23 protein-coding genes and 2 pseudogenes are annotated in these 22,437 nt (G+C 59.4%); 13 read left to right on the top strand and 12 right to left on the bottom strand.

From position 1 onward, the window contains the following. Positions 1-102: 102 nt before the first annotated feature. The gene (locus VD17_RS02900) at positions 103-588 is read left to right on the top strand and encodes a GNAT family N-acetyltransferase (RefSeq protein ID WP_185753086.1); all 486 of its coding nucleotides are present in this window, start codon (positions 103-105) and stop codon (positions 586-588) included. A 45-nt stretch (positions 589-633) separates the two neighbouring features. Here the strand turns inward: VD17_RS02900 and VD17_RS02895 are convergent, their stop codons facing one another. Beyond that, entirely contained in the window at positions 634-942 is a 309-nt protein-coding gene (locus tag VD17_RS02895) for a panthothenate synthetase (protein WP_046052594.1), read from the bottom strand. Positions 943-1,163: 221 nt separating this feature from the next. Here VD17_RS02895 and VD17_RS02890 point away from each other — a divergent pair, with 221 nt between their 5' ends. From VD17_RS02890 to phnE, 4 genes are read left to right on the top strand one after another with little or no spacing between them, the layout of a single operon-like run. Then, positions 1,164-2,015 carry a putative selenate ABC transporter substrate-binding protein gene (locus VD17_RS02890; RefSeq protein WP_046052580.1) on the top strand — a complete coding sequence of 284 codons (852 nt, stop codon included), beginning with the start codon at positions 1,164-1,166 and terminating at the stop codon, positions 2,013-2,015. Beyond that, positions 2,012-2,809, top strand: coding sequence for a phosphonate ABC transporter ATP-binding protein (locus VD17_RS02885; protein ID WP_046052579.1), 798 nt, complete (start codon positions 2,012-2,014; stop codon positions 2,807-2,809). Before VD17_RS02890 ends, VD17_RS02885 begins: the two co-directional genes overlap by 4 nt. Next, on the top strand, positions 2,803-3,630 hold the full coding sequence (locus VD17_RS02880; RefSeq protein ID WP_046052578.1) for a PhnE/PtxC family ABC transporter permease: 828 nt from the start codon (positions 2,803-2,805) through the stop codon (positions 3,628-3,630). Before VD17_RS02885 ends, VD17_RS02880 begins: the two co-directional genes overlap by 7 nt. Then, positions 3,627-4,394, top strand: coding sequence for a phosphonate ABC transporter, permease protein PhnE (gene phnE, locus VD17_RS02875; RefSeq protein ID WP_046052577.1), 768 nt, complete (start codon positions 3,627-3,629; stop codon positions 4,392-4,394). The genes VD17_RS02880 and phnE overlap by 4 nt, the downstream gene beginning before the upstream one ends. Before the next feature lie 38 nt (positions 4,395-4,432). On the opposite strand, the gene VD17_RS02870 is transcribed toward phnE, so the two are convergent. From VD17_RS02870 to VD17_RS02855, 4 genes are read right to left on the bottom strand one after another with little or no spacing between them, the layout of a single operon-like run. Next, the gene (locus VD17_RS02870) at positions 4,433-5,557 is read right to left on the bottom strand and encodes an agmatine deiminase family protein (protein WP_046052576.1); all 1,125 of its coding nucleotides are present in this window, start codon (positions 5,555-5,557) and stop codon (positions 4,433-4,435) included. Between the two features lie 29 nt (positions 5,558-5,586). Beyond that, positions 5,587-6,690, bottom strand: coding sequence for an extracellular solute-binding protein (locus VD17_RS02865; protein ID WP_046052575.1), 1,104 nt, complete (start codon positions 6,688-6,690; stop codon positions 5,587-5,589). A 1-nt stretch (position 6,691) separates the two neighbouring features. Further along, positions 6,692-7,600 (bottom strand): N-carbamoylputrescine amidase, encoded by a 909-nt coding sequence (gene aguB / locus VD17_RS02860; RefSeq protein WP_046052574.1) that lies wholly within the window; start codon positions 7,598-7,600, stop codon positions 6,692-6,694. A 4-nt stretch (positions 7,601-7,604) separates the two neighbouring features. Then, complete coding sequence (locus VD17_RS02855; protein ID WP_046052593.1) at positions 7,605-8,657, bottom strand: agmatine deiminase family protein; 1,053 nt, start codon at positions 8,655-8,657, stop codon at positions 7,605-7,607. 147 nt (positions 8,658-8,804) lie between these two features. On the opposite strand from VD17_RS02855, the gene VD17_RS02850 reads away from it, so the two are divergent. Beyond that, the gene (locus VD17_RS02850; protein WP_046052573.1) at positions 8,805-9,659 is read left to right on the top strand and encodes a LysR substrate-binding domain-containing protein; all 855 of its coding nucleotides are present in this window, start codon (positions 8,805-8,807) and stop codon (positions 9,657-9,659) included. A gap of 8 nt (positions 9,660-9,667) precedes the next feature. Here the strand turns inward: VD17_RS02850 and VD17_RS02845 are convergent, their stop codons facing one another. The 4 genes from VD17_RS02845 to VD17_RS02830 all read right to left on the bottom strand — a co-directional run bounded on the left by VD17_RS02845 (position 9,668) and on the right by VD17_RS02830 (position 13,661). After that, positions 9,668-11,263, bottom strand: a complete 1,596-nt coding sequence (locus tag VD17_RS02845) for an MFS transporter (RefSeq protein WP_046052572.1) — start codon at positions 11,261-11,263, stop codon at positions 9,668-9,670. Further along, positions 11,260-12,357 (bottom strand): HlyD family secretion protein, encoded by a 1,098-nt coding sequence (locus tag VD17_RS02840; RefSeq protein ID WP_046052571.1) that lies wholly within the window; start codon positions 12,355-12,357, stop codon positions 11,260-11,262. Before VD17_RS02840 ends, VD17_RS02845 begins: the two co-directional genes overlap by 4 nt. 95 nt (positions 12,358-12,452) lie before the next feature. Further along, on the bottom strand, positions 12,453-12,866 hold the full coding sequence (locus VD17_RS02835; RefSeq protein ID WP_046052570.1) for a cupin domain-containing protein: 414 nt from the start codon (positions 12,864-12,866) through the stop codon (positions 12,453-12,455). A 42-nt stretch (positions 12,867-12,908) separates the two neighbouring features. Then, complete coding sequence (locus VD17_RS02830) at positions 12,909-13,661, bottom strand: SDR family oxidoreductase (RefSeq protein WP_046052569.1); 753 nt, start codon at positions 13,659-13,661, stop codon at positions 12,909-12,911. Positions 13,662-13,900: 239 nt separating this feature from the next. Between VD17_RS02830 and VD17_RS02825 the strand changes: the two genes are divergently transcribed. The 3 genes and pseudogenes from VD17_RS02825 (at position 13,901) to VD17_RS02815 (ending at position 16,129) form a co-directional block, all read left to right on the top strand. Beyond that, complete coding sequence (locus tag VD17_RS02825) at positions 13,901-15,499, top strand: winged helix-turn-helix domain-containing protein (RefSeq protein WP_046052592.1); 1,599 nt, start codon at positions 13,901-13,903, stop codon at positions 15,497-15,499. Next, positions 15,474-15,836, top strand: a pseudogene (locus tag VD17_RS31425) (PaaI family thioesterase); the annotation flags it as partial. The gene VD17_RS02825 and the pseudogene VD17_RS31425, both read left to right, overlap by 26 nt. A 74-nt stretch (positions 15,837-15,910) precedes the next feature. Further along, positions 15,911-16,129, top strand: coding sequence for a hypothetical protein (locus tag VD17_RS02815; protein WP_046052567.1), 219 nt, complete (start codon positions 15,911-15,913; stop codon positions 16,127-16,129). A 124-nt stretch (positions 16,130-16,253) separates the two neighbouring features. On the opposite strand, the gene VD17_RS02810 is transcribed toward VD17_RS02815, so the two are convergent. Next, positions 16,254-17,108 carry an SDR family oxidoreductase gene (locus VD17_RS02810; RefSeq protein ID WP_046052566.1) on the bottom strand — a complete coding sequence of 285 codons (855 nt, stop codon included), beginning with the start codon at positions 17,106-17,108 and terminating at the stop codon, positions 16,254-16,256. Between the two features lie 86 nt (positions 17,109-17,194). On the opposite strand from VD17_RS02810, the gene VD17_RS02805 reads away from it, so the two are divergent. The 3 genes from VD17_RS02805 (at position 17,195) to VD17_RS02795 (ending at position 19,332) form a co-directional block, all read left to right on the top strand. Further along, on the top strand, positions 17,195-17,602 hold the full coding sequence (locus VD17_RS02805; protein WP_046052565.1) for a winged helix-turn-helix transcriptional regulator: 408 nt from the start codon (positions 17,195-17,197) through the stop codon (positions 17,600-17,602). 245 nt (positions 17,603-17,847) lie between these two features. Next, complete coding sequence (locus VD17_RS02800; RefSeq protein ID WP_046052564.1) at positions 17,848-18,573, top strand: hypothetical protein; 726 nt, start codon at positions 17,848-17,850, stop codon at positions 18,571-18,573. A gap of 249 nt (positions 18,574-18,822) precedes the next feature. Then, complete coding sequence (locus tag VD17_RS02795; protein WP_046052563.1) at positions 18,823-19,332, top strand: YkgB family protein; 510 nt, start codon at positions 18,823-18,825, stop codon at positions 19,330-19,332. Between the two features lie 45 nt (positions 19,333-19,377). On the opposite strand, the gene VD17_RS02790 is transcribed toward VD17_RS02795, so the two are convergent. Both VD17_RS02790 and VD17_RS02785 read right to left on the bottom strand, forming a co-directional pair. Beyond that, entirely contained in the window at positions 19,378-20,223 is an 846-nt protein-coding gene (locus VD17_RS02790; protein WP_046052562.1) for an AraC family transcriptional regulator, read from the bottom strand. Between the two features lie 25 nt (positions 20,224-20,248). After that, positions 20,249-21,922, bottom strand: a complete 1,674-nt coding sequence (locus VD17_RS02785; RefSeq protein WP_046052561.1) for a tetratricopeptide repeat protein — start codon at positions 21,920-21,922, stop codon at positions 20,249-20,251. A gap of 237 nt (positions 21,923-22,159) precedes the next feature. Here VD17_RS02785 and VD17_RS02780 point away from each other — a divergent pair. After that, positions 22,160-22,437, top strand: a pseudogene (locus tag VD17_RS02780) (phage infection protein); the annotation flags it as partial.

The raw sequence follows: 22,437 nt of genomic DNA, 5'->3' as shown, positions 1-22,437 counted from the left end.
CAAAACCCACTACAAGCCAAGGCCCAAAGATCGTTTCAGCCTGAAGTACTACATGAATAAACTAATCAAGAAGAAAAACTAAACTACAAAACAAGGACGATCATGGACATTCGGTTGACGGAAGCCAAAGACTGGATGTTTTTGAAGCAAGTCCGTCTCGCTGCACTTCTGGACACGCCGACGGCGTTTGGTGTGAGTTACCAAACGGCCGTTCAATACAGTGACGAGCAGTGGAAAGAACGCGCTTCGTCAGCGGCCGGACCGGAATTCTGGTTGGCCATCAAGGACGATAAACCGGTGGGGATGATCGGTGCGGGAGTCAGTCAAGCGAATCGCTATAACCTGATCGGAATGTGGGTTGAACCCGCTGCACGTGGTTCTGGGGTGGCAGCTCGGCTTGTTGAGGCGGTGAAATCTCGCGCGATCGGCAAAGGGCATGATCGCGTTTTTCTCGATGTCTCCCCGGACAATGCAAGAGCCTCGAACTTCTATCTAAAGCAGGGTTTCTCTTTCATCGATGAATGGGAACCTTTGGCCAGTCATCCGCATATCAGGGTTCAGACCATGCTTTGGACTGTACGGAACTGACTAACAGACGGATCGGGGTCGCCAATACCGACCCCAAACGGCCTCTCAACACGCCCACGTTTGCCCGAGCGTCTCCAGACCAGACTTTTGCAGATCCTGCGCGCTCATCACAATACGGAACTTGCAGGTGGCGTTGAAGTTGAGAAAAAAGGGTTCCGCAAAAGCGGGGATGTCGGAGGGGTCTTGTACGTCGACCACAAAAATCCCACCACGTTTGCCATCTTGCTCGGTAAAGTACGCCGCCTCCGGCTTGATACTGGTCAGGATGCGTTCAATAACCTCGCCCACCTTCCCCGCTTTGACGAGGGAGTTGAAGGGTTCGTTAGGGCACTCGACCATCAGTAACATCCTCATCATTCAATCCTCTGTTCAACGTGCAACCTTGTAGTGTCTTTAAGAATAGCGAAGCGCGAGTTAACCCTCGTGCCGGGTTACAGGCGGTCATGAAACGTGGCGATGTCGGGCCAAAAGCGGTCAATTTCGCTCCATTTCGTCTACCCTCACAAAGCGCCATGCAGCCATCAGCTTGTGCCTGGCGTATCGACATTTTTGCCTTAATGCACCGGAGAACTTTCATGCTCAACCGTACCCTGGCATTGGCTGTCGGCTTGACACTGTCTTTTTCTACCCTGTTGGCGCAGGCCGCCGACACCCTGAAAGTCAGCGCGATTCCCGATGAAGCCCCGACCGAACTGCTGCGCAAGTTCAAGCCGCTGGGCACCTACCTGGAACAACAATTGGGCATGAAGGTCGAGTTCGTTCCCGTGAGCGACTATCCGGCCGTGGTCGAGGCGCTGGCCACTGACCGAATTGATATGGCCTGGCTGGGTGGCTTCACATTCGTGCAGGCACGCCTGAAAACCGGCAATGCCATTCCGCTGGTACAGCGCGAACAGGACGCCCAGTTCACCAGCAAATTCATCACCGCCGACCCGGCCGTCAAATCCCTCGCCGACCTCAAGGGCAAGACCTTCGCCTTCGGCTCGGTGTCATCCACTTCAGGCAGTCTCATGCCGCGCTATTTCATGCTGAAGGACGGCATCAAACCGGAAACCTATTTCAGTCGCGTGGGCTATTCCGGCGCCCATGACGCCACTGTTGCCTGGGTCCAGGCCGGCAAGGTGGACGCCGGGGTACTGAACGCCAGCGTGTGGGAAAAACTGGTCGCCGCCGGCAAGGTCGACACCACCAAGGTCAGAGTGTTTGCGACCACCCCGGCCTACTACGACTACAACTGGACCGTGCGCGGGACCCTCGACCCGGCGTTGGCGGCCAAAATCAAGGCAGCCTTTCTGGCGCTCGATCCGGCGAACCCGAAGGACAAGGAGATTCTGGATCTGCAGGCCGCCAGCCGATTCATCGAAACCAAACCTGAGAATTACAAGGGCATCGAGGAAGCCGCACGCGCCGCCGAACTGCTCAAATGACGCTGCATCTGACCCAGGTCAGCCTTACCCACACCAACGGCGTCCAGGCGCTGCGCGGCGTGGACCTGCACATCGGTGCCAGCGAACAGGTCGCCATCATCGGTCCGTCCGGCGCGGGCAAGTCGAGCCTGCTCAACCTGCTGGCCACCGCCCTGCGACCGGACAATGGTGAGCTGCAGGTGCTCGGCGAGCGCGCCTGGCAGCTGTCTGCCCGTGAACGCCAGCGTCTGCGCGCGCGCATCGGCCTGATCCATCAAGCGCCCCCGCTGCCACCGCGCCAGCGCGTGGTCACCGCGGTTCTGGCTGGAAAACTGGGTCAGTGGGGCCTGGGCAAAAGTCTGCTGAACTTGCTGCATCCGGTGGATATTCCGGGCGCACGCGCGGCATTGGCCAGGCTGGACCTCAGCGACAAGTTGTTCGCGCAATGTCAGCAACTGTCCGGTGGACAGCTACAGCGCGTGGGCATTGCCCGCGTGCTGTATCAAGCGCCCGAAGTGTTGCTGGCCGATGAGCCGGTATCGGCCATGGACCCGGTGTTGGCCGAGCACACGCTTTCGGTGCTCTGCCGCCATGCCCGGCAGCACAACGTCACCCTGGTCGCCAGCCTGCATGCGGTGGAGCTGGCCCTGGCGAACTTTTCGCGGATCATCGGTTTGCGTGACGGGCAGATCCTGTTCGACCTTGCGGCCAGCGAAGTCGACCGCGAGTTGCTCGACAAGCTCTATGCCAACGAGCAGCTGCAATCCCCACCCATTATTCCAGCGCCCTTGAGTGTGCAGATTCCCCGATGCTGACCCGCGATACCCGAGATCCGGCCACCCGGCCCCGCCTGCTGCTCACCTTGCTGGCCCTTGCCCTGCTGTGGCCGGGCATCCACTTCAGCGAGCTGGACCTCAGTGTGCTGGTGGCGAGTGACAGTCAGAGCGAGATGGGCCGGTTTGTCTCAGCCTTCTGGCCACCGGCCCATGGCGAGGAATTCATTGAGCTGTTAGTGCAAGCCACCTTGCAGACCCTGGCCATCGCCACGGCGGGCATGGCCCTGGCGTTGCTGTTGGCCGTCCCCGCCAGCCTGCTGGCCAGTCGGGCGCTGTCGCTGTCTGCCGCCTCCCGTGCCGGCCACCCGGGCTATTGGGGTCAACTGCTGCGTTGGCCGGTACGCGGTTTACTGATCTTCCTGCGCAGCGTGCCGGAAATCGTCTGGGCGCTGTTGTTCGTGCGTGCCGTCGGCCTCGGCCCGACGGCCGGGGTACTGGCCATCGCCATTACCTACAGCGGCATGCTGGGCAAGGTCTACGCGGAAATTTTCGAGTCGATCGATCAGCGCCCGGCCCACGCGCTGCTGCAAGCTGGCAGCGGTCGGCTGGCAGCCTTTTTCTACGGGATCCTGCCCAATGTCGCTGCGGAGCTGTTGTCGTACACGGTGTACCGCTGGGAGTGCGCAATCCGCGCCTCGGTGGTGATGGGCTTCGTCGGTGCCGGCGGTCTGGGCCAGCAAATGGATTTGTCGTTGCGCATGTTTGCCGGCGGTGAAGTGGCCAGTTTGTTACTGACGTTTCTCGTCCTGGTGCTGCTCGCCGATCAACTCAGCCGCCTGCTGCGCTGGAGGCTGGCATGAATCGCCTGATCAACCTGGTGCTGCTCCTGTGTATCGGCGCAGCGGTGGTCGCCTCGTTCATCTATTTGGGAATCGACCTCGGCGAATTGGGTGGCAGCGGCAACCTGAAGCAAATGGGCGCCTATGCACAACGCTTTCTCAGCCCGGACTTGAGCGCGAACCATCTGCAAGCCATCGGCCACGGCGCCCTGGAAACCATCGCCATGTCCGCCCTTGGCACCCTGCTCGCGGCGGTATTCGGTCTACTGTTGGCATTGCCCGCGGCCGGGCGCTTCGGCTGGCCATTGCAGAGTGCGTCGCGTCTGGTACTCAATGCTTTGCGCGCGGTTCCGGAACTGGTGTGGGCGGCGCTGATGGTCCTGGCCGCCGGGCTCGGCCCCAATGCCGGCACCCTGGCCTTGGCCCTGCACACCACCGGCGTGCTCGGCCGGCTGTTCGCCGAAGCGCTGGAAAACACCCCACCCGAACCGGCCGAAGCCATCCGCCTGCAGGGTGGCAATGCCGTATGGGCGTTCTGTTACGGATCACTGCCCAACCTGATGCCGCAACTACTGGCCTACATCCTGTACCGCTGGGAAAACAATATCCGCATGGCCAGTGTGCTCGGCTTCGTCGGCGCCGGTGGCTTGGGGCAAATGCTCTATGTCAGCCTCAGCCTGTTCCAGGAAGCTCAAGCCAGCACGGTCATTCTGGCGATGCTGTTGCTGGTATTGGCCGTCGACACATTGAGCAACTGGAGCCGTCAACGCTGGGTCAAGGCCTGACGGCTTCGCAGAACCGGATGGCAAAGCGTTGATCCAGACTAAGCCAACGGTTGTTGACTGGTCACACAGTGGATACCGCCGCCACCGGCAGAGATCGCGTCGATGTTGAGCTGTACCACTTCACGGTCCGGGTAGAGTTCGGACAACAAATCAAAGGCTTTGGAGTCTGCCGCCCTGTCACCAAACTCGGGCGCAATGACCGCCCCGTTGATCACGAAGTAGTTGATGTAGCCAGCGGCAAAGTCCGGGTTGTTGCGGCTGAACCTGCTCTTTCGTGGGTTGAGCGGTGGCGACACGGTATGCACCTGCAGCTTGCGGCCATCGGCATCAGTGGCATTTTTCAGAATGTCCAAATGGGCACGCGTGACGCTGTAATCGTATGACTGAGGGTCGTTGTCGAGGTTGGCGATCACAACGCCTGGCTTGACGAAACGGGCGTAGAAATCGACATGGGCATCCGTGATGTCCTTACCTTTGATCCCCGGCAGCCAGATGATCTTGCGCAAGCCCAGGCGCGCTTTCAGCTCTTGCTCGATCTCGGCCTTGCTCCAATCAGGGTTGCGGTTGGCGTTGATCCAACTGCTTTCGGTCATGATCCCCGTGCCGTGACCATCCACTTCGATACCACCGCCCTCGCCCACCAACTCGCTGCGGATATGACGGGCTTGCACGGTACTTGCAACCAAAGCGGCCAGTTGCGCATCCTCGCCATGCTGTTGTTTTTTGCCCCAGCCGTTGAAGTTGAAATCCACGGCACCGAGCCCGCCGTCCCCGTCGATGACAAAGTTGGCGCCGATATCGCGCATCCAGATGTCGTCGAGTTCGGTGGTGACGTAGGTGATATCAATCGTGCCGCAGTGTTCTTCGGCCAGCTCCCGTTCTCGCTCACGACAGAACACGGTCACCGGTTCATATCGCGCGAGGGTGCGAGCGATCAGGCCAATGGCTGCTTGTACGTCGGGGGTGAAATCCTCCCAGATCGCTTCTTGTGCGCCAAAGGCGATGAAGGCCCGCTGATGCTTGTCGCCCTCATCCGGCATACGCCAACTGCCGGCGGTAGCCGCTTGCGCGCGCAGGGGTGTCAGGCCAAGTCCGATAGACGCTGCCACGCCCAAACCGGCGACTACCGATACTTGCTTGATGAACTCACGACGCGTCGACATGTGTTGGTCCCTGGAATGTGTGTCTGAAGTCATTTCGCGGTGGCCGTCTTGAACTTGGTCCACGTGCGCATGCGCGCCCGCATATCGGGCTGGGGAATATCCTTGCCCGGAATCAGCCGTGCATAAGTGGCTTCATCGAGGTAAATATCCGGGTTGTTGCGCATGGTCTCATCGACGCTCGCACGTGCCTTGGCATTGGAGGTTGGGTAGCCGGTGAAGTTACTGATGGCAGCCATATTCTGCGGGCGCATGACGAAGTTGATGAAGGCATAGGCGTATTCCGGATGTTTGGCGTCGACCGGAATCGCCATGGTGTCCATCCACACCGTGGTGCCTTCACGGGGGATTCGGTATTGGAACAGGGTGTTCTTGCCGGCGGAATCCGCCGTCCGTTGCGCCTGCGTCATGTCCCCGCTGTAACCGAGCGACAGGCACAGGTTGCCGTTCACCAGGTCGGTGACCGGCTGCGACTGGAACTTGCGGATGTACGGCCGAAGTTTCAGCAGCAGCTCACTCGCCGCTGCCAGGTCTTCGGGCTTGGCGCTGCGTGGCTCCCGGCCCAGATAATTAAGCACGACTGCCAGCACTTCGTCCGGCGAGTCGATCATCGAAATACCGCAGTCGGCAAATTTGGCCGCCAGTTCCGGTTTGAACAACATGTCGAGGCTGTTGACGGGAGCATCCGGCAAACGCTGTTTGATCTGCTCAGCATTGTAGGTCAGGCCGATGGTGCCCCAGGTGTAGGGAACGGTGGCCTGGCGCGAAAACTCGTAATGCGTTCGCAGCTTCTGCAAGCCGGGTTCGATGTCATCCAGGGCCGTGAGTTTTGACCGGTCCAGCGGTTGCAGGCTACCGGCGCGCATCAAGCGTTCGGCGACGGTGTCACCCGGGAAGATCAGGTCATAACCGCTGCCGCCGGCGAGCATTTTGGCTTCCAGCGTCTCACTGCCATCCATGACGTCGTAGATCACTTTGATCCCGGTTTCGGCGGTGAATCTGGCCAGCGTGTCCTCGGCAAAATAGTCGGCCCAGTTGTACAACCTGAGGGTTTTCTCTTCCGCGTGCAGCGCCGGCAAGGCACAGCCCAGCGCCAGGCCCAAGGCGCCGCTCAACAGTTTATTGATCGAGTGCATATCAAACCTCTTGAGTCTTCCAGCGTGCATGGGTGTGACGACCGTCCTGAGTCAACAGCGCGCCGTACATGTCCGGACGGCGATCGCGATAAATGCCCCAGCTCAAGCGCTCTTCACTCATGGCCGCCAGGTCCAGGCTGTGTACGAGCACACCGGTGCTGTCGCGGTCGGCCTCGGCGAGCAACTTGCCCTTGTGATTGCAGATAAAGGACGAGCCGTAGAAGCTCATTTGCAGGGCAGGATCGGTGGTCGCCACCTCGCGGCCGATGCGGTTGGCGGCCACCACCGGCAGCAGGTTGGCGGCGGCGTGGCCGCGCATGGTCATCTGCCAGTGGTCACGGGAATCCAGCGTCGCGCAGCCAGGTTCAGAACCGATGGCGGTAGGAAACAGCAAGACTTCAGCGCCCATCAACGCGAGGCAGCGCGCGGTCTCGGGGAACCACTGATCCCAGCAGATCCCCACACCCAGTCGCCCGAACGCCGTGTCCCAGACACGAAAACCGGTATCGCCGGGGCTGAAGTATTCCTTCTCCTGATAGCCGATGGCGTTGGGAATGTGGGTCTTGCGATACACGCCCAACAAGCGCCCATCGGCATCGGCCACGCTCAAGGAATTGAAGTAGGCATTGCCGGCCTGCTCGAACCAGCTCAGCGGCAGCACCACACCCAGCTCTTTGGCCAGCGCGGCAAAACGCTTGAGCACAGGGCTGTATCGATATTCTTCGGCCAGCTCCAGGTGCTTGTGGCTTTGCTCGATGCAGAAATACGGCGTGGCAAACAGCTCCTGCAACAGGATGACCTGGGCGCCTTTGGCCGCGGCCTCGCGCACCAGTTGTTCGGCCTGATCGAGGTTGTGTTGCAGATCCCAGGTGCAGGGCATCTGGGTGGTGGCGATGGTCAGAAGCGTCATGGCATCAACCCTCCACCGGCCAGGCGGGCTGTTGCTGGGTGATGCAATGCACACCGCCACCGCCATGGGCCAGGTGATTGATCCGCACCGGCACCACTTCGCGCCCGGGGAACACCTGCCGGAGTACGGCGGCCGCGACGTTGTCGGCATCAATGCCGTAGGCCGGCATGATGATGGCGTCGTTGGCGATGTAGAAATTGGTGTAGGAGGCGCAGAACACTTCAGCTTGAGTGTCCACGGCATCGCTGGCTTCATACAATTCGATCAGCTCGAACTGTCGGCCTTGGGCATCGGTGGCCAGCTCCAGGGCACGTCGGTTCTCGCGGGCCACTTCGGCATACACCGAGTGCTGGTCGTGGGTGGCGTCCACCAGCAACACGCCAGGGCGAGCGAACGCGCACACGCCATCGACGTGGCCGTCAGTCATGTCGCCGGTCACATAGTCCGGATCACCCGGCAGCCAGATCGTCTTCTTCACGCCCAGCAGACGCGTGAAGATTTCCTCGATCTCAGCCTTGTTCATGCCCGGGTTGCGATTGGGGTTGAGCAACACCGATTCGGTGGTGATCAACGTGCCCTCGCCGTCCACATGGATGGCCCCGCCTTCATTGCTCAGCGGTGTGCCAAAGCACTCCACGCCCAAGTGATTGAGTGCGCGACGAGCCAGGCTTTCGTCCAGATCATGAGCCGACTTGCCGCCCCACGCGTTGAAGCGCCAGCTCACCCCGGCCAGGCCTTGTTGTGGATGGCAGACGAAACTCGGGCCGGAATCCCGGCACCAGCTGTCGTTTACCGCCAGCTCGATCAATTCGATGTTCGGCCCACATAACGCTTTGGCACTGGCGATAGCAGAAGGGTCGACGACCAGTTTCACCGGTTCGAAACGGGCGATAGCGTTGGCGACGCGAGCGAAGTCTTCTTGCACCAGAGGCAATGTCACGCCCCAACCGGACTCCCAGAGTGCCGTATTGTGCGGCCAGACCATCCAGGTGGCGGCGTGCCTGACCCACTCGGCCGGCATCATCCAACCGCTGTTTCGAATTTCATTCTGCTGCATGACATGCTGCATGATAAAAAGCCCTTTTAGTTAAGCCATTGTGTTCAACAAAACTGCTTTGGTGGTCCTGGCATGCATGCTACGGCCGTAAAATCAGGCAAACAAACGATGGATTTTGCAGACAAATGATTAGAGGAACTTATCAGCATGCTCAAGCACTGGCCGCCACTCAGCACCCTTCGCGGCTTTGAAGCCGCCGCCCGGCTGGGCAGTTTCCACAAGGCGGCCGACGAGCTGCACCTCACCCAATCGGCGATCAGTCAGCAGATCCGCAGCCTTGAGGCGTACCTCGAACAGCCCTTGTTCTTTCGCAGTGGACGCAGCGTCAGCCTGACCGATGCCGGTCACGACCTGCTCAGCACCACCCAGGCATTACTGCAACAACTGGCCGTCGGCATTCGCCGTCTTGGGCAATACCAGAAACCCAACCAACTGGTCCTCAACACCACCCCTGCGTTCGCCCGTCATTGGCTGCTGCCACGCTTGGGGGATTTTCGCCGTGAGCACCCGGACGTTGATCTGTGGATTTTCAGTACCGATGAAGTCCCGGACATGACCACCCAGACCATCGACCTCGCCGTGCGCGATGACATCAGTTCCCAAGCCGAGTGCAGCTTCAAGGTGTTGCACGCCGACCGCCTCTATCCGGCGTGTCACCCGAGCCTGTTGGCGCTGCCACGGGAACAGCGCACCACCCTTCATGGCGAGCGGGAAATGGATTGGAGTCACTGGGCGGTGGAAGCTGGCATCGATGTCGGCCAGAAAGATCAGGGGCTGAATTTCTCCGACCCCGGCCTGCTGCTGGACGCCGCGTGCGCGGGGCTCGGTATCGCCTTGGTCAGCCAGTTATTGAGTCGGCAGGCGCGCGCCCAAGGATTGTTGCAACCCTTGGTGGAGCAAACCATTCGCGGCCCGAACTGGGCCATGCTGACCCATCGTGACAGTGAGAATAATGCGCTGGCGCGAAGCTTCAGTGAGTGGCTGCTGGGTAACCTGGACTGAGTGAAGCCTCACGCTACGGTTCGTGCAGCGCGTGCTTTCGCGTATTTCGAGAGTCCGATCTTGATGCCAACCAGCATGGGCGCTGCGACTACAAAAAGCAGGGCGACAGCGATGAACGCTGTGTCGAAGGCAATCACCGTGGCCTGACCTGACACGACCCGGCCAAGGAGGCTCACCGCTGCCCTGCCGGCGGCCGCTGCATCCATCCCTTTCACCGTCAGCATGGCTGTCGTGGTCGCCAGCCGTTCGATGACCGCGGCCCCTCCCGGGGTGACATTGGCGCCGAGGACTACGGCATTGGCGAAGACGTTATGGTCGATCAGTGTCTGGAGTCCTGCGACGCCCATCAGACCACCCAACTGGCGCCCCGTATTGAAGAGACCTATTCCGCAGGCGAGGTTGCGGCTATTGAGGTCGCTGAACGCGATCAGCGTGATCGACAGAAAGAGGAAGCCAAGGCCCAGACCGCGCAACAGGATGGCTGCCATCATGTCGTCCGCGCCGCTTTCGCTGGTCGAACCGGACAGCATCCACATCGCAACCATGATCATCAGGATTCCAAAGGGCACTGTGGCGACCGGCGGAACGCGGCCGACTTGCATGAGCCAGGCGGAGATGAGAAGTCCGCCGATAAACAACCCGCCACTGGGCAACAGGAGCAGGCCGGCATCGGTAGGCGTGAACGCGAGGACCGACAGGGCGAACGCCGGGATCAGGAACGCGCTGCCGAACAACGCGGCGCCGGCGACAAAACTGACGATAAAGGCGAAGCAAAAATCGCTCGATTTGAACAGGGTGAAGTCGAACAGACCTTGGCCTTTGGCCAACACTTGTTGGCCGAGAAATGCCAGCAGCGCGGCTGTGCCGATCACGCTCAACCAAAGGATGCGTGGCTCTTCGAACCAGTCCCACCGGCTGCCCTGGCTGAGAACGTAAGTGAAGCAGAACAGCGTGGCAGCGATCAGCGCGAAGCCGACCCAGTCAAACGGACGGTGCCGGACCTTGGCTGGCATCGGGCCGACTGCGATCAGCAGAAGTCCGGTCGCCGCCAGGGCCACCGGAACAACGCCGAAGAAAATCCATGCCCAGGATTGGCTATCGATCAACCACCCTTGAAGGGCCGGGGCAAGCGTCGCGGACGCGACAACGGCGCCCATGGCAAACAGGGCTTGAAGGATGGGTTGGCGAGATCGCGCAAAGGTGCGAAATATGATCGCCTGCCCCCCGACCAGCAGGATGCCGCCAGCGAAGCCCTGAATAATTCGAAGCACGATCAGCAGGTCCAGCCGGGCCGTGAGGGTGGCAATGCCGCATGCCATCCCCATGACCAGGGTTGAGCCGATAATCACATGACGCGGATTAAAACGCGTCAGCAACCAAGGCGCGGTCATGAACCCGATCAGCTTGAGCGCGGTGTAGCCGATATCCAGCCAGGCGAACTCATCAGGCGTTGCATAGGTGTCGCCGATGATGTCGCCGCGTCCGAGCGACAGAACGGTGCTGGCGATCGCTTCCGTCAGCGTGGCAAGCACGATGCCCACCATGAGCAAGACACCGGTCGTAGCGCGGGTGTTGCTCCGCGTTGCGCTGGCATCCACGTTCATGATCCCTCCCCGTGCGCAACCTCGACTCGCGCGGACAGACCCGGCACGATGCGGCCCGGCAACGGGTTGTGGACCAGCCGGATCTTCACCGGAACGCGCTGCACGACACGCACAAAGTTGCCGGTCGCGTTGTCGGTGGGGAGCAGGCTGAACGCCGACCCGCTACCCGGTGCAAAGCTGTCGACCACGCCTTCAAGTGCCCCGCTGGGGTAGCCGTCGACCGTGATGCGCACGCGCTGACCGGGGCGGATTTGTTCGAGCTGGGTTTCCTTGAAATTCGCCACAACCCATACGTCGTTGACCGGCACGATATCGAGCAAGGCAACGCCCGTCGTAACAAAGCGGCCGATGCGAACCTGACGGTTACCGACCACGCCATCAACCGGCGCGCGCACCACGGTGCTGTCGAGATCGATCTGGGCCAGATCGCGAGCGGCCTGCGCCTGCGTCACCGCTGCCACGGCAGCTTCCCGCTGCGCCACGAGGACGGCGATGCCTTGCTGTTGAGCCTCGACCGTTGCGGAAGCGCCGGATACCGTCGCCTCGGCTCTCAATCGTGCCGCGTCGCTTTCATCGACGAGGGCTTGGCTGACCGCGTTGCTGAGGATTAGTTTGCGGCTGCGATCATGGGTTTTGTTCGCCAGATTCATCTCGGCCACGCCCGAGCGTTTCTGGGCTTCGGCCTGTCGAATCAGCGCACGCTGAAGCTGGGTTTCTGCATCGACATGGCTCAGGCGAGCCTGAGCAGCGCTGACATTGGCCACGGCTTGTGCCAGCCGTGCGCGATAGTCCCGATCATCGATACGGAACAGGACGTCACCGGCCCGCACGGTTTGGTTGTCCTCGACCTCGACCGCAGTGACATAGCCGGCAACCTTTGCAGCGAGCGAGGTGACGTCGCCGCGCACATAAGCGTTGTCGGTGGAGGTCGCACCGCTCGAAAGCGCCAGGGCCCATCCGCCAGCCAAGACCACCACGGCACCGATGCACAGCAGGATGCCGATCTTCTTTCTCTTGCCTTGCCGTGCCACCACGACAGGGATCTCGGCGCTTGCGCCGGTGGCAATGGCGGCCTTGTCCTGAAGCGCGTTCATTTTGTCATTTCCTGTTCAATGCCTGGGACTGCAGCAGCCACGGGCGGCAGTGGCCTGCCACCCGGCTGTCGAGCATTCATGAGCGCGTCATCGGCTCACTTTTTGATAGGTGTAACGAGCGTCTTTTCATCGCTGTCGAGGACGAACACGGCCAACAGGCGTGCGGGTTGGGTGTCGCTGGCGTTGGCGCTGACTTCGTGCACGGAGCCCGGCTCCTCTACGAAGTTTTCGCCGACGTGGTAGATCTTTTCCGGCTGGCCTTTGACTTTGATGCGAAACGAGCCCTCCAGGACCGTTGCATAGATGAAGGCCGTTTTCGGATGGGTGTGGGACGGCGACGCGGCACCCGGCCCATACTCGACGACCACACCCTTCATGCTCTTGCCGGGGATGTTGGAAATGGGACGGTCAAACACAACCGTCACCTTTCCGGCGGGCGGCTCTGCGGCCGACACGGCGCTGATCGAGAGCGCTGCGAAGACAGCGGCTAATACAAATCGAGTGACCATGACATTGCTCCTTCGTGGGTGGGGCGGTGATGGCACGAATCGTTACCCGGCCTTCGACTGACCGAGCCAGTCCTCGAAGCGGATCGCGCCCAGGCGCGCGTTCTTGCCAGCGGTCAGCGATTGATCGTCGAGCACAGCACCGAAGTAGCGCGCATTCACGTCCGGCACGACCTTACGGTTGTCCTGGGTTATCCGCAGAAAGCGCCTGGCCAGATCGTCGAGAGGCATGGCTTCAGGACCTGCGACTTCCACCGTGCCATTGACCGGCGCTGCCAGCACGACATCGGCCAGCGCCGCCACCACGTCGTCGGACGCTATCGGCTGGATCAGCGCTGGCGAAACGTGAAACTCCTCGCCGACGGCGAACGACTGGACAATGCCGCTGACAAACTCGAAAAACTGCGTGGCACGCAACAGGGTGTAAGGAATTCCAGACGCTTTGATAAGGTTTTCCTGCGCGACCTTGGCGCGGAAGTAGCCTGCATCGGGCAGCCGTTCGCTACCGACGATCGACAGGGCAACGTGATGACGAACACCGGCGGCAGCTTCCGCAGCCAGCAAGTTACGGCTCGACGTTTCGAAGAAATCGAGGACGGCCAGGTCTTCCCAGGACGGCGCGTTCGCCACGTCGACGACGATATCGGTGCCATCCATCGCTTCGGCCAGGCCCTCGCGGGTGACGCTGTTGATCCCCGTGCTGGGGGCGGCTGCGAGCACGTCATGGCCGCGCTCGCGGAGGTTTTTCACAAGTTTCGATCCGATGAGGCCGGTGCCTCCGATGACGACGATCTTCATGGGTTCTCTCCATTTCCCGACGGCAACCATTGCTGTCGATGTGGAGAGAGAATGCCCGCGCGTATGAGGGAAGTCCTTGTGCCGACCTTGAGTTTGTCTTCGGGGAAGCTTGTTTTTTTGTCCAAAGAAGCCGCTTGCTGGACGGTGCAGTGGGTTACGTGCTGCCGTATTATCGGCACCACGTACCAATCGCCAGCTCGGACACGGAGTCGAGGGCGCTCGACCAGGGGATACGCACCTTGCCATTCGTGTTTGAAGACTACGTGCTCGATCAGGAGCGCCGGGAATTGACCTTGCGCGGGCAAGTCGTGGCCGTCGGCCCACAGGCCTTCGATCTATTGCTGCAGCTCGTCAACAACCGCGATCGCGTCGTCAGCAAGGACGACCTGCTCAAGGCGGTGTGGAACGGCCGGATCGTCTCGGAATCGACGATCACCAGCCACATCAATGCGGTGCGCAAGGCCATCGGCGATACCGGCGAGGAACAGCGGCTGGTGCGCACTGTCGCCCGCAAGGGCTACCGCTTCGTGGGCGAGATCAAGGTCGACCAGATCGACGGCGTACGACAACCTGACGGGCCTGGCACCGGCGAAATCGCGCCTGTGGACCCGAAGCAAACACCTCCCTCCTCGCTCGCCCTCCCGGACAAGCCCTCCATTACCGTCCTGCCCTTCCACAACCTGAGCGGCGACCCGGAGCAGGAGTATTTCGCTGACGGCATGGTCGAGGACATCATTACCGCCCTGTCGCGTATCCGCTGGCTGTTCGTCATCGCGCGCAATTCGAGCTTCACCTACAAGGGCCGTGCGGTGGACGTCAAGGGCGTCGGCCAGGAGCTCGGCGTGCGCTACGTGCTGGAAGGCAGCGTGCGTAAATCGGGGAACAAGGTACGCATCACCGGGCAGCTCATCGACGCAACAACCGGGACGCATATCTGGGCGGAGCGCTTTGAAGGCATGCTCGACGACATCTTTGAACTGCAGGATCAAATCGCCGCAAGCGTCGTCGGCGCCATCTCGCCGCAGCTGGAACGGGCGGAAATCGAACGCGCCAAGCGCAAACCAACGGAAAGCCTGGACGCCTACGACTATTACCTGCGCGGAATGCCAAAACTGCACAGCGGCACCCGGGAAGCCATCGACGAGGCGCTGCCGTTGTTCTACAAGGCCATCGAACTCGACCCGGAATTTGCATCGGCCTATGGCATGGCGGCCTGGTGTCACTTCTGGCGCAAATTGAATGGCTGGATGAGCGATAGGCCTCGAGAGATCGCCGAAGGCGTACGGCTTGCGCGGCTGGCGGTGACACTCGGCCGGGATGATGCGGTGGCGCTGACGCGAGGCGGACATGCGCTTGCCCATCTGGCTGGCGATGTCGATGGCGGCATTGCCCTGCTCGACAGGGCGCGCCTGCTCAACCCCAACCTCGCCCCTGCCTGGTTCCTGGGCGGTATCCTGCGCGCACTGCGCGGTGAAACAGACGAAGCGATCGAGCATTTGAGCCATGCCGTTCGCTTGAGTCCGCTGGACCCGGAAATGTTTCGGATGCAGGTGGGAATGGCGCTCGCGTATTTCCTCGCCGGGCGCTTCGACGTCGCTTCGGCCTGGGCGGAAAAGGCGCTGGGGAACCTGCCCACCCTCCTGCCCTCGGTTGCCCTGATGGCGGCCAGTCATGCGCTCACCGGGCAAATGGACAAAGCGAAGCAGGCGATACAGCGCCTGCACGAGCTGGAACCCTCATTGCGCGTCTCCAACCTGAAGGAATGGCTGCCCGTCCAACGGCCCGAGGATCTCGCGCGGTTCGCGGATGGACTGCGGCTGGCCGGGTTGCCCGAGTGACCGAAACCCGATTGCAGCGTACGGCGGGTTGATAGCGATGCTGGTTGATTGCCATTCAAACTGGACGGCGATGGCTTATCACTACCGTATGGAACACCGCTAAGTCGCAAGCCTCCCCCACACCCATTGCGTCACTGGCAACCTTGGCATCAAGTTCATCAAACCGACACCGATGGGCGTACCGCTGACCCTGCGCGCGAAAGTTGAAGGTGAAGTCGGACGCAAAACTCGCGTCATCTGCGAGGTCTACGCGGGGGATGTGCTGACGGCTATTGGAAACTCCGTTTTTGTTCGCGTAGATACCGAGCAACTGGCAGCCGTTGCACATAGTCGGTAGGTTGCTTCTACACAAGCACCACCCGTTGGCGGTTTGGCAGGACCCGCCAGAGTTCACCATCAAGTGGGGTTCAAATGGACAGCACACCGGGGCTGGAAATCGAGGTGGCCGCCTATAACGAATTTCTCGGCCTTTGGAATCAGGGAATGTTCGAGAAGCAGCGCTTGGGTCAAGCGTTCTATAACTATTTCCGTCTGCATCGCCTCACCGACCAAGCGTCCTTGTTTGGCCTCTATGAGGCTGACGGGGAGAAAGCCTTGGTCACGATTTCACGCTTGTTTCAGATCAAATAGTCTCTCTTCCTGAAGGGCTGGAATCGGCCAAAAGCAGACGGTCAACCCGGTCCTCGATGGTTGGCGTGGATAGCTTTGCTCAATGCGGCTTGGAAGCATTAAGCAAAGCTGCTGCTGGCTAATTTTAGTGCTTAAGCGCCGCGCTAACGGATTGAGCAATCGGGGTCGTTGGACGTCCCAGCAACTCACTCAGTTGGCGAGAGTCATCAAACAGATCGCCTTTAGCTGCTGCGGCATCAGAATCAGCAAACAGCCCGGCGAACTCTGCCGGTAGGCCCAATCCAATGAGTACTGCCTTGTATTGCTCTTGTGGAAGATCGTTGTAAACAACGGTCTTACCGGATTGTTTGGCGACTTCCGTGGCCAGTTCGGATAACGAGTAACTCTCATCACCTGCCAGTTCGTATACCTTGCCTGCCTGACCTTCGCTGGTCAGTACAACGGCTGCCGCGTCAGCATAATCTTTTCGCGCTGCGGAGGAGATTCGACCCTCTTGCGCACTACCCAGAATAGCTCCGTGCTCGACCGCGGGCGGCACGCTGGCGGTGTAGTTCTCGCTGTACCAACCATTACGCAGCAGTACGTAATGCAATCCAGACGCTACCAACGCCTGCTCAGTATCCCGGTGCTCGACAGCCAATCCCAGTGTCGACTTGTCTGCATGCAGCATACTGGTGTACGCCAGAAGTTGGACGCCCGAAGATTTGGCCGCCTCAATGACGGCACGATGTTGTGCCTTACGCTGACCGACTTCGCTTGACGAAATCAGCAGCAGACGCTGAACACCGACCAAGGCGCTACGAAGGGTTTCAGGCTGGTTGTAATCTGCTTGGCGGACGTCAACGCCTTTCGCGCTAAGATCCTGCGCCTTGAGTGGATCGCGCACCAACGCGACGATTTCGTGTGGGTTGACGGTTTTAAGCAACGTATCAATAACGAGACGGCCTAATTGGCCGGTAGCACCTGTGACGGCAATCATAAGAAGTACCTTGATTCTAAAGGGAGGAGTGGTCATCCTACGGCACAGGCTAACTAATAGTAAGTACGTACAGAAAGGTAAGCTCAATGCCCCCCCAAGATGACATCCCTCATCCTTTGTCCGAAAAAATACGTCGCGGCGAACTTATGCAAGCTGATTGCCCTTCGCGAGAGGTCCTCAAGCATATGACCAGCCGCTGGGGAGTGCTGGTGCTAGTTGTTCTATTGGGGGGCACGCATCGCTTTAGTGAGCTGCGTCGGAAAATCGGTGGAGTGAGTGAGAAAATGCTTTCACAGACACTCCAGGGGTTGGAGAGCGATGGGTTCGTCAATCGGCTCTCTCGACCGATAGTGCCACCCTATGTGGAATACACGTTGACTCCCCTGGGAGAGGCAGCAGCAGTCAAGGTAGAGGCAATGGTCGACTGGATTGAAAACAACCTGCCCGAGATTATGCAGTTCAGGAGCGAAAACGCGGACGCAGAAAAGAGCTGACCTGAGCATGGTTATCAGTACTCAATCGGTTGAACCGTTGGATTTGGAGTCCATCCCATTGCTTTTGGCCGATAGCTGACCTCCGCGAAGGGCAGCTATGGGTCGATTTCTGCCCATCGTGACAGGCAGAAATCGGCCAGAAGCGGTCGCTGGACAGCCCCGGTGTCAGTCGATAGGCTCTGCCTCCACGGAGCCTCAGGGGTCTATCCTCTCGCTTCACGGAGCAATTGCGTAGGAGGTGAAACGTGATTTTATGCCTAGACCGCCAGTTCCCCGAACAACAACTTTCTGAAGGAGATGAGCTTGATCTTCGGAATGTTTCAGCACAAATATGGCCGAAGGTGCTATCTAGATGTACAGCAATCGAACTACGCCTCTATAACCTCAAACTACCGTCACTTGAGGGGATCGATAAGTTAACTAATACGCGTCGATTGAAGTTTGAATGGGCGACAAAAATTGAAGTGCTGGAACCTGTTTTCAAGCTGAGAGACCTGACGCATCTGGCAGTTGAAGACTTCCCAAAGCTGCGTCGACTCGATGGAATTGAGGAGCTAAGCGAACTGACCGAACTGCGTCTGTCCGGCAACCTGGGTGGAGGCTCATCACCTATACGCCTTAACTCAATCGAACCTGTGTCACGTATTTCCAAGCTCACCAAGTTTTCGCTGGCGAATGCGACGTTCGAGGTCGACGACATCACTAGTCTCGCTCGCTGTACGCACCTTCGCCATTTGAGCCTGACAAATCAGTTTGATCGAACTCAGGTCGCTTTTCTCGCAAGTCGGTTAAACGAGCAGCTTGTCGAACCTTTGGCGGCATACGTAAAAACACATCTGCGTTGTGTGAAGTGCAGTAGCCTGAAGTCCATGTTTACGGGAAGAAAAATGCCTATTCTTTGCCCTACCTGTGATGCGCCACGGTTTGAAAAGCTCACCCATCAGTTCGAACAAATGATGATCGACGCATAGCAACTTGATTTTTTAGACGCTTTTTGTGTTCATTTCTGACCTTTCTTTAGTTAGAAAGGACTGTCTGCTTTGGGTCGATAGCCACCCTTCTCTTTCAAGACCCGCAATGAGTCAAGACGATCTGCACTGAACGCAATACGTTCAGAAGCCACGAGCGTGGAATCAAAGGCAACACTGTCTTCACTCCCAACGTCAACCGCGTTGGGCTGATGAACAGCGTTTGTCACCACACTCCTGGAAGCCTTGATCATGAAAACCATAAGCATTGAGAACCACAGAACCAACAACGCCCATAACCATTCAACGCTCGGGATTAAAACCATGGCGCTCGGAACCTACGGTGCTTACTTTGCGCTCACCGTCATTTACTTCTGGTTCGGTGGCATGAAGTTCACGCACTACGAGGCACAGGGACTGGTTCCGCTGGTGAGCAACAGCCCTTTCCTGGGGTGGGTTTATGACATTTTCAGTGTCGATACCTTCTCCAGCTTACTCGGCGTTCTGGAGGTCTCGATCGGTGTTCTGATTGCAGGTCGCCTGCTATCGCCGAAGCTTTCATTGGTCGGTGGCGTGTTATCGGCCGGATTGTTTTTCACCACCTTGAGCTTTATGTTTTCGACGCCAGGCGTGATTGAACCCGGTCTCGGTTTTCCAGCCATTACGGTTGCGCCGGGCCAGTTTCTCCTCAAAGACATCGGGTTGCTTGCCGCGTCTATATTCGTGGCCGGCCACTCTCTGACTGAGTTGGAAAACCGTTAAACCGATGACTCTCCTCTCGCAATGGCCTGAAGCAATTCGATGCTTTCAGGCCATTGCCCCATCATTTTCCCCTGCCAAATCTTTCATCCAGTCCCGAGGGCTGTAGCCCGTTTTGCGACGGAACGCACGGGCAAGCGCCGAAGGGCTTTCATAACCGACCTCGGCCGCGATGAGCGTAATCGGCCGCCCTTCACGCAGGCGCTTTTGCGCCAGGCTGATGCGCCAACTCAACAGATAATCTGCGGGGGTTTGCCCTATAACGGCCCGAAAATGCACGGCGTAGGCAGCACGCGACATGTTCGACTCGCTCGCAAGCTCTGCAACCGACCAGGCACGATCCGGTGCGTTGTGCATCTGTACCAGCGAGCGCGCCAGCCGCACATCGGCCAACCCAGCCATCATTCCGGTCCGCAACTGGTGGTGGTCGAGCAGATGCCGAAACAACAAGATGATCAGTAGTTCGAACAAGCGATCCAGCGCCGCCTCCCTGCCACAATGTCCGCCTGCCGCCTCACTGAACATCCATTTCAGTGTATCGGCCAGCAGCGGTAGCTCATCCAGGGACAGCACCAGACAATCGGGTAACGAAGCGGACAACGGGTTATCGACTCCGCCCTCAAACTTCATCGACGCACACAACAGTTGAGCGCCCTCGGGCTTACCGGCGAACAGTTGATGCCGACTTGGGCGTGGCAGAAAAATCAGACTGGGTTGGGTGAGCAGCAAGTCCTTGCGATCAGCCCTCTGCAAAGTGACGCTACCTGCCTGCAGCAGGTGAATATGCCCGCGCTGGTCAGAGCCATCGTATGACGCCATGCCGCAAAGATTGCCGTTGTAAAACAGGCTTGCACGCACGCCGAACTGCGACAACAACGTAGACAAGCGATCCATAGGCAATCTCCGGCGTTTTCGAGCATCACTGACAACACCCCGCCCCAACACGGCAAAAACACGAGGCCTTAATCTCCACATCCGCCCGGGCCATGGCCAGATCAAGGCGCGTCTTGGCAGCAGCAGCTTCGGCATCCAGACCCAACCGTCTCAGACATTCCACATAGCCGTGCAGGCTCCACACATTGTCCAGATGCCAGGACGCACGGCTGAGTGTGTTGTCCAGTCCCAGATCGGCTCGATAGGCCTGCAACGCTTCTTCTACCCTGCCCTGCTCCAAAAGCAACGCGCCCAATGCATGCCTGACCGGTTGCATCCAGCCCCATGGTTCGTCGTAAGGCAGGTTGTCGTCCAGCGACAGTGCCTGGCGCAAGTGGGCGAAGGCGTCGTCGTAATTGCCTTTACGGTACTCGATTTCCCCACGCAGCATGCCTGCGGCAACCGCCAGAATGTCGGTGCATTTATTGTTGAAGAGGTAGCGTGTGTCCGGCACTCGGGTCCAGGCTTCGAGGAATAGACGCTGTTCGGCTTCGGCGGCGGCGATGTACCCGGTGGCCGCATGCGCCACGCCTCTGGCGTAATGCAGCATTGCCGTGGTCACGCAGTACAGCGCCTGGTCGTTCGGCAGCGGCGTGGCGAGGATGTCCTGCCATTTGCCGAAGCGTATCTGCACGTGGACCTTCATCGACACGAAGCCTTCCAGCCAGTCGGCCATGGGCGGTTGCTCCACGCGCAGCAGTTCTTCCCTGATGGTCGACATCAGTTGATCGGCGGCTTCCAGGGCCGGTTGGTATTGCCCGAGGAACATCGCCGAATAGAGTTTGAAGTGGTAGTTGTGGCATCGATACAAGGTGTAGAAGTTGAGCGGCCCTTCCTGTTCCAGGTATTTGCCGTCGGCCAGTATCGCCCGGCTATTGGTGACCATGGCCCCACGGTAATCACCGCAGAGCACGTCGATGTGCGACGGCATATGACGCAAATGTCCGGCGTCCGGCACCAGGTCACGCAGGACATCGCCGGCCCGCAATGCCCGTTCCGGGTAGGGCGACATTTCCAGGGTGTGGACGTACATGTGCAGCACGCCGGGGTGCGGCGCATCGCCGTGCTGCTCCATCCGCCCTAGCGCCCGTTCCAGCACGGCCACTGTTTCAAGCGTGTCGGCGCCCGGCGCCGGTTTACCAGTTTTCAGGTCCCACAATTGCCAGGGAGTGCGGTCAATCATCGCTTCGGCAAACAACGCAACGACATCGAGATCTTCAGGAAAAGCTGTGTAGACATCACGCATAGACGCCGCATAGGCATCGTTCCAGGCGAAGAGTTGGTCGAGGCTGGTGGCCTGATCGGCCTGGTAGCGTTGCTCCAGCGTGCGGATCAGCGCCTGTTCCACCGGTGTTGCGCCGTCGATATGCGCCAGCGCGGTTTGCGTCGCCCGTCGTGCCTGGGCCACGGCTTCTTTCAATTCCTGTTCGATGAAGGCATCCCAACGCTTGTTGTAGTTGGGGCCCGAAGCGTAGGCGATGCCCCAGTAGGCCATCGCGCAATCGCGGTCGTGTTCGATCGCCTTTTGGAAACAGCGTATGGATTCGTCGTGGTTGTAGCCGTAGCACCACACCAAGCCACGATCGAACCAGCGCTGGGCCTGGGACGAACGGGTCGTCACCGGGCGGCTGTAGGTGCCCAAATCGTAATAGTCGTGCATCGATTTATCCTCTCGACCAGAGCAGGGAACCTCGCAGGACATCCTTGCGGACCTGGAGAGCCTCGACAGTTCAAGAGGTCCAGCATACCCCTGCGGTTCTGGCTGAGCGGCAGAGCCGACGACAGGAGGATCATTGACTCCGTCAATAGTCACCATTAACTCAATGAAGTTCTCTTAAAAAATCCGCGGCGTAACATCAGCTCCAGACCCAACAACTACACCCCGGAGCACACCATCATGAAACGCCAAATCCTTCTCAGCATCGCTTTCTCGGTTTTTGCAGTTAACGCTTTCGCCGCTACCTCTGCTCACCCGGTTGTCGCCGAAGGCGGCTCGGATCGTCTGATTGAAAGTCGTGTGGCTGAAGGTGGTTCGGATCGTTTGATCGAGAATCGTGTGGCTGAAGGTGGTTCCGATCGTCTGATCGAAAACCGCGTCGCTGAAGGTGGTTCAGATCGTCTGATCGAAAACCGCGTCGCTGAAGGTGGCTCCGATCGTCTGATCGAAAACCGCGT

Origin of the sequence: Pseudomonas fluorescens (genome assembly GCF_000968015.1) — a bacterium.
Taxonomy (GTDB): domain Bacteria; phylum Pseudomonadota; class Gammaproteobacteria; order Pseudomonadales; family Pseudomonadaceae; genus Aquipseudomonas; species Aquipseudomonas fluorescens_W.
Note: the sequence above shows the minus strand (reverse complement) of the source record. Positions and strands in the feature narration are given on the sequence as shown.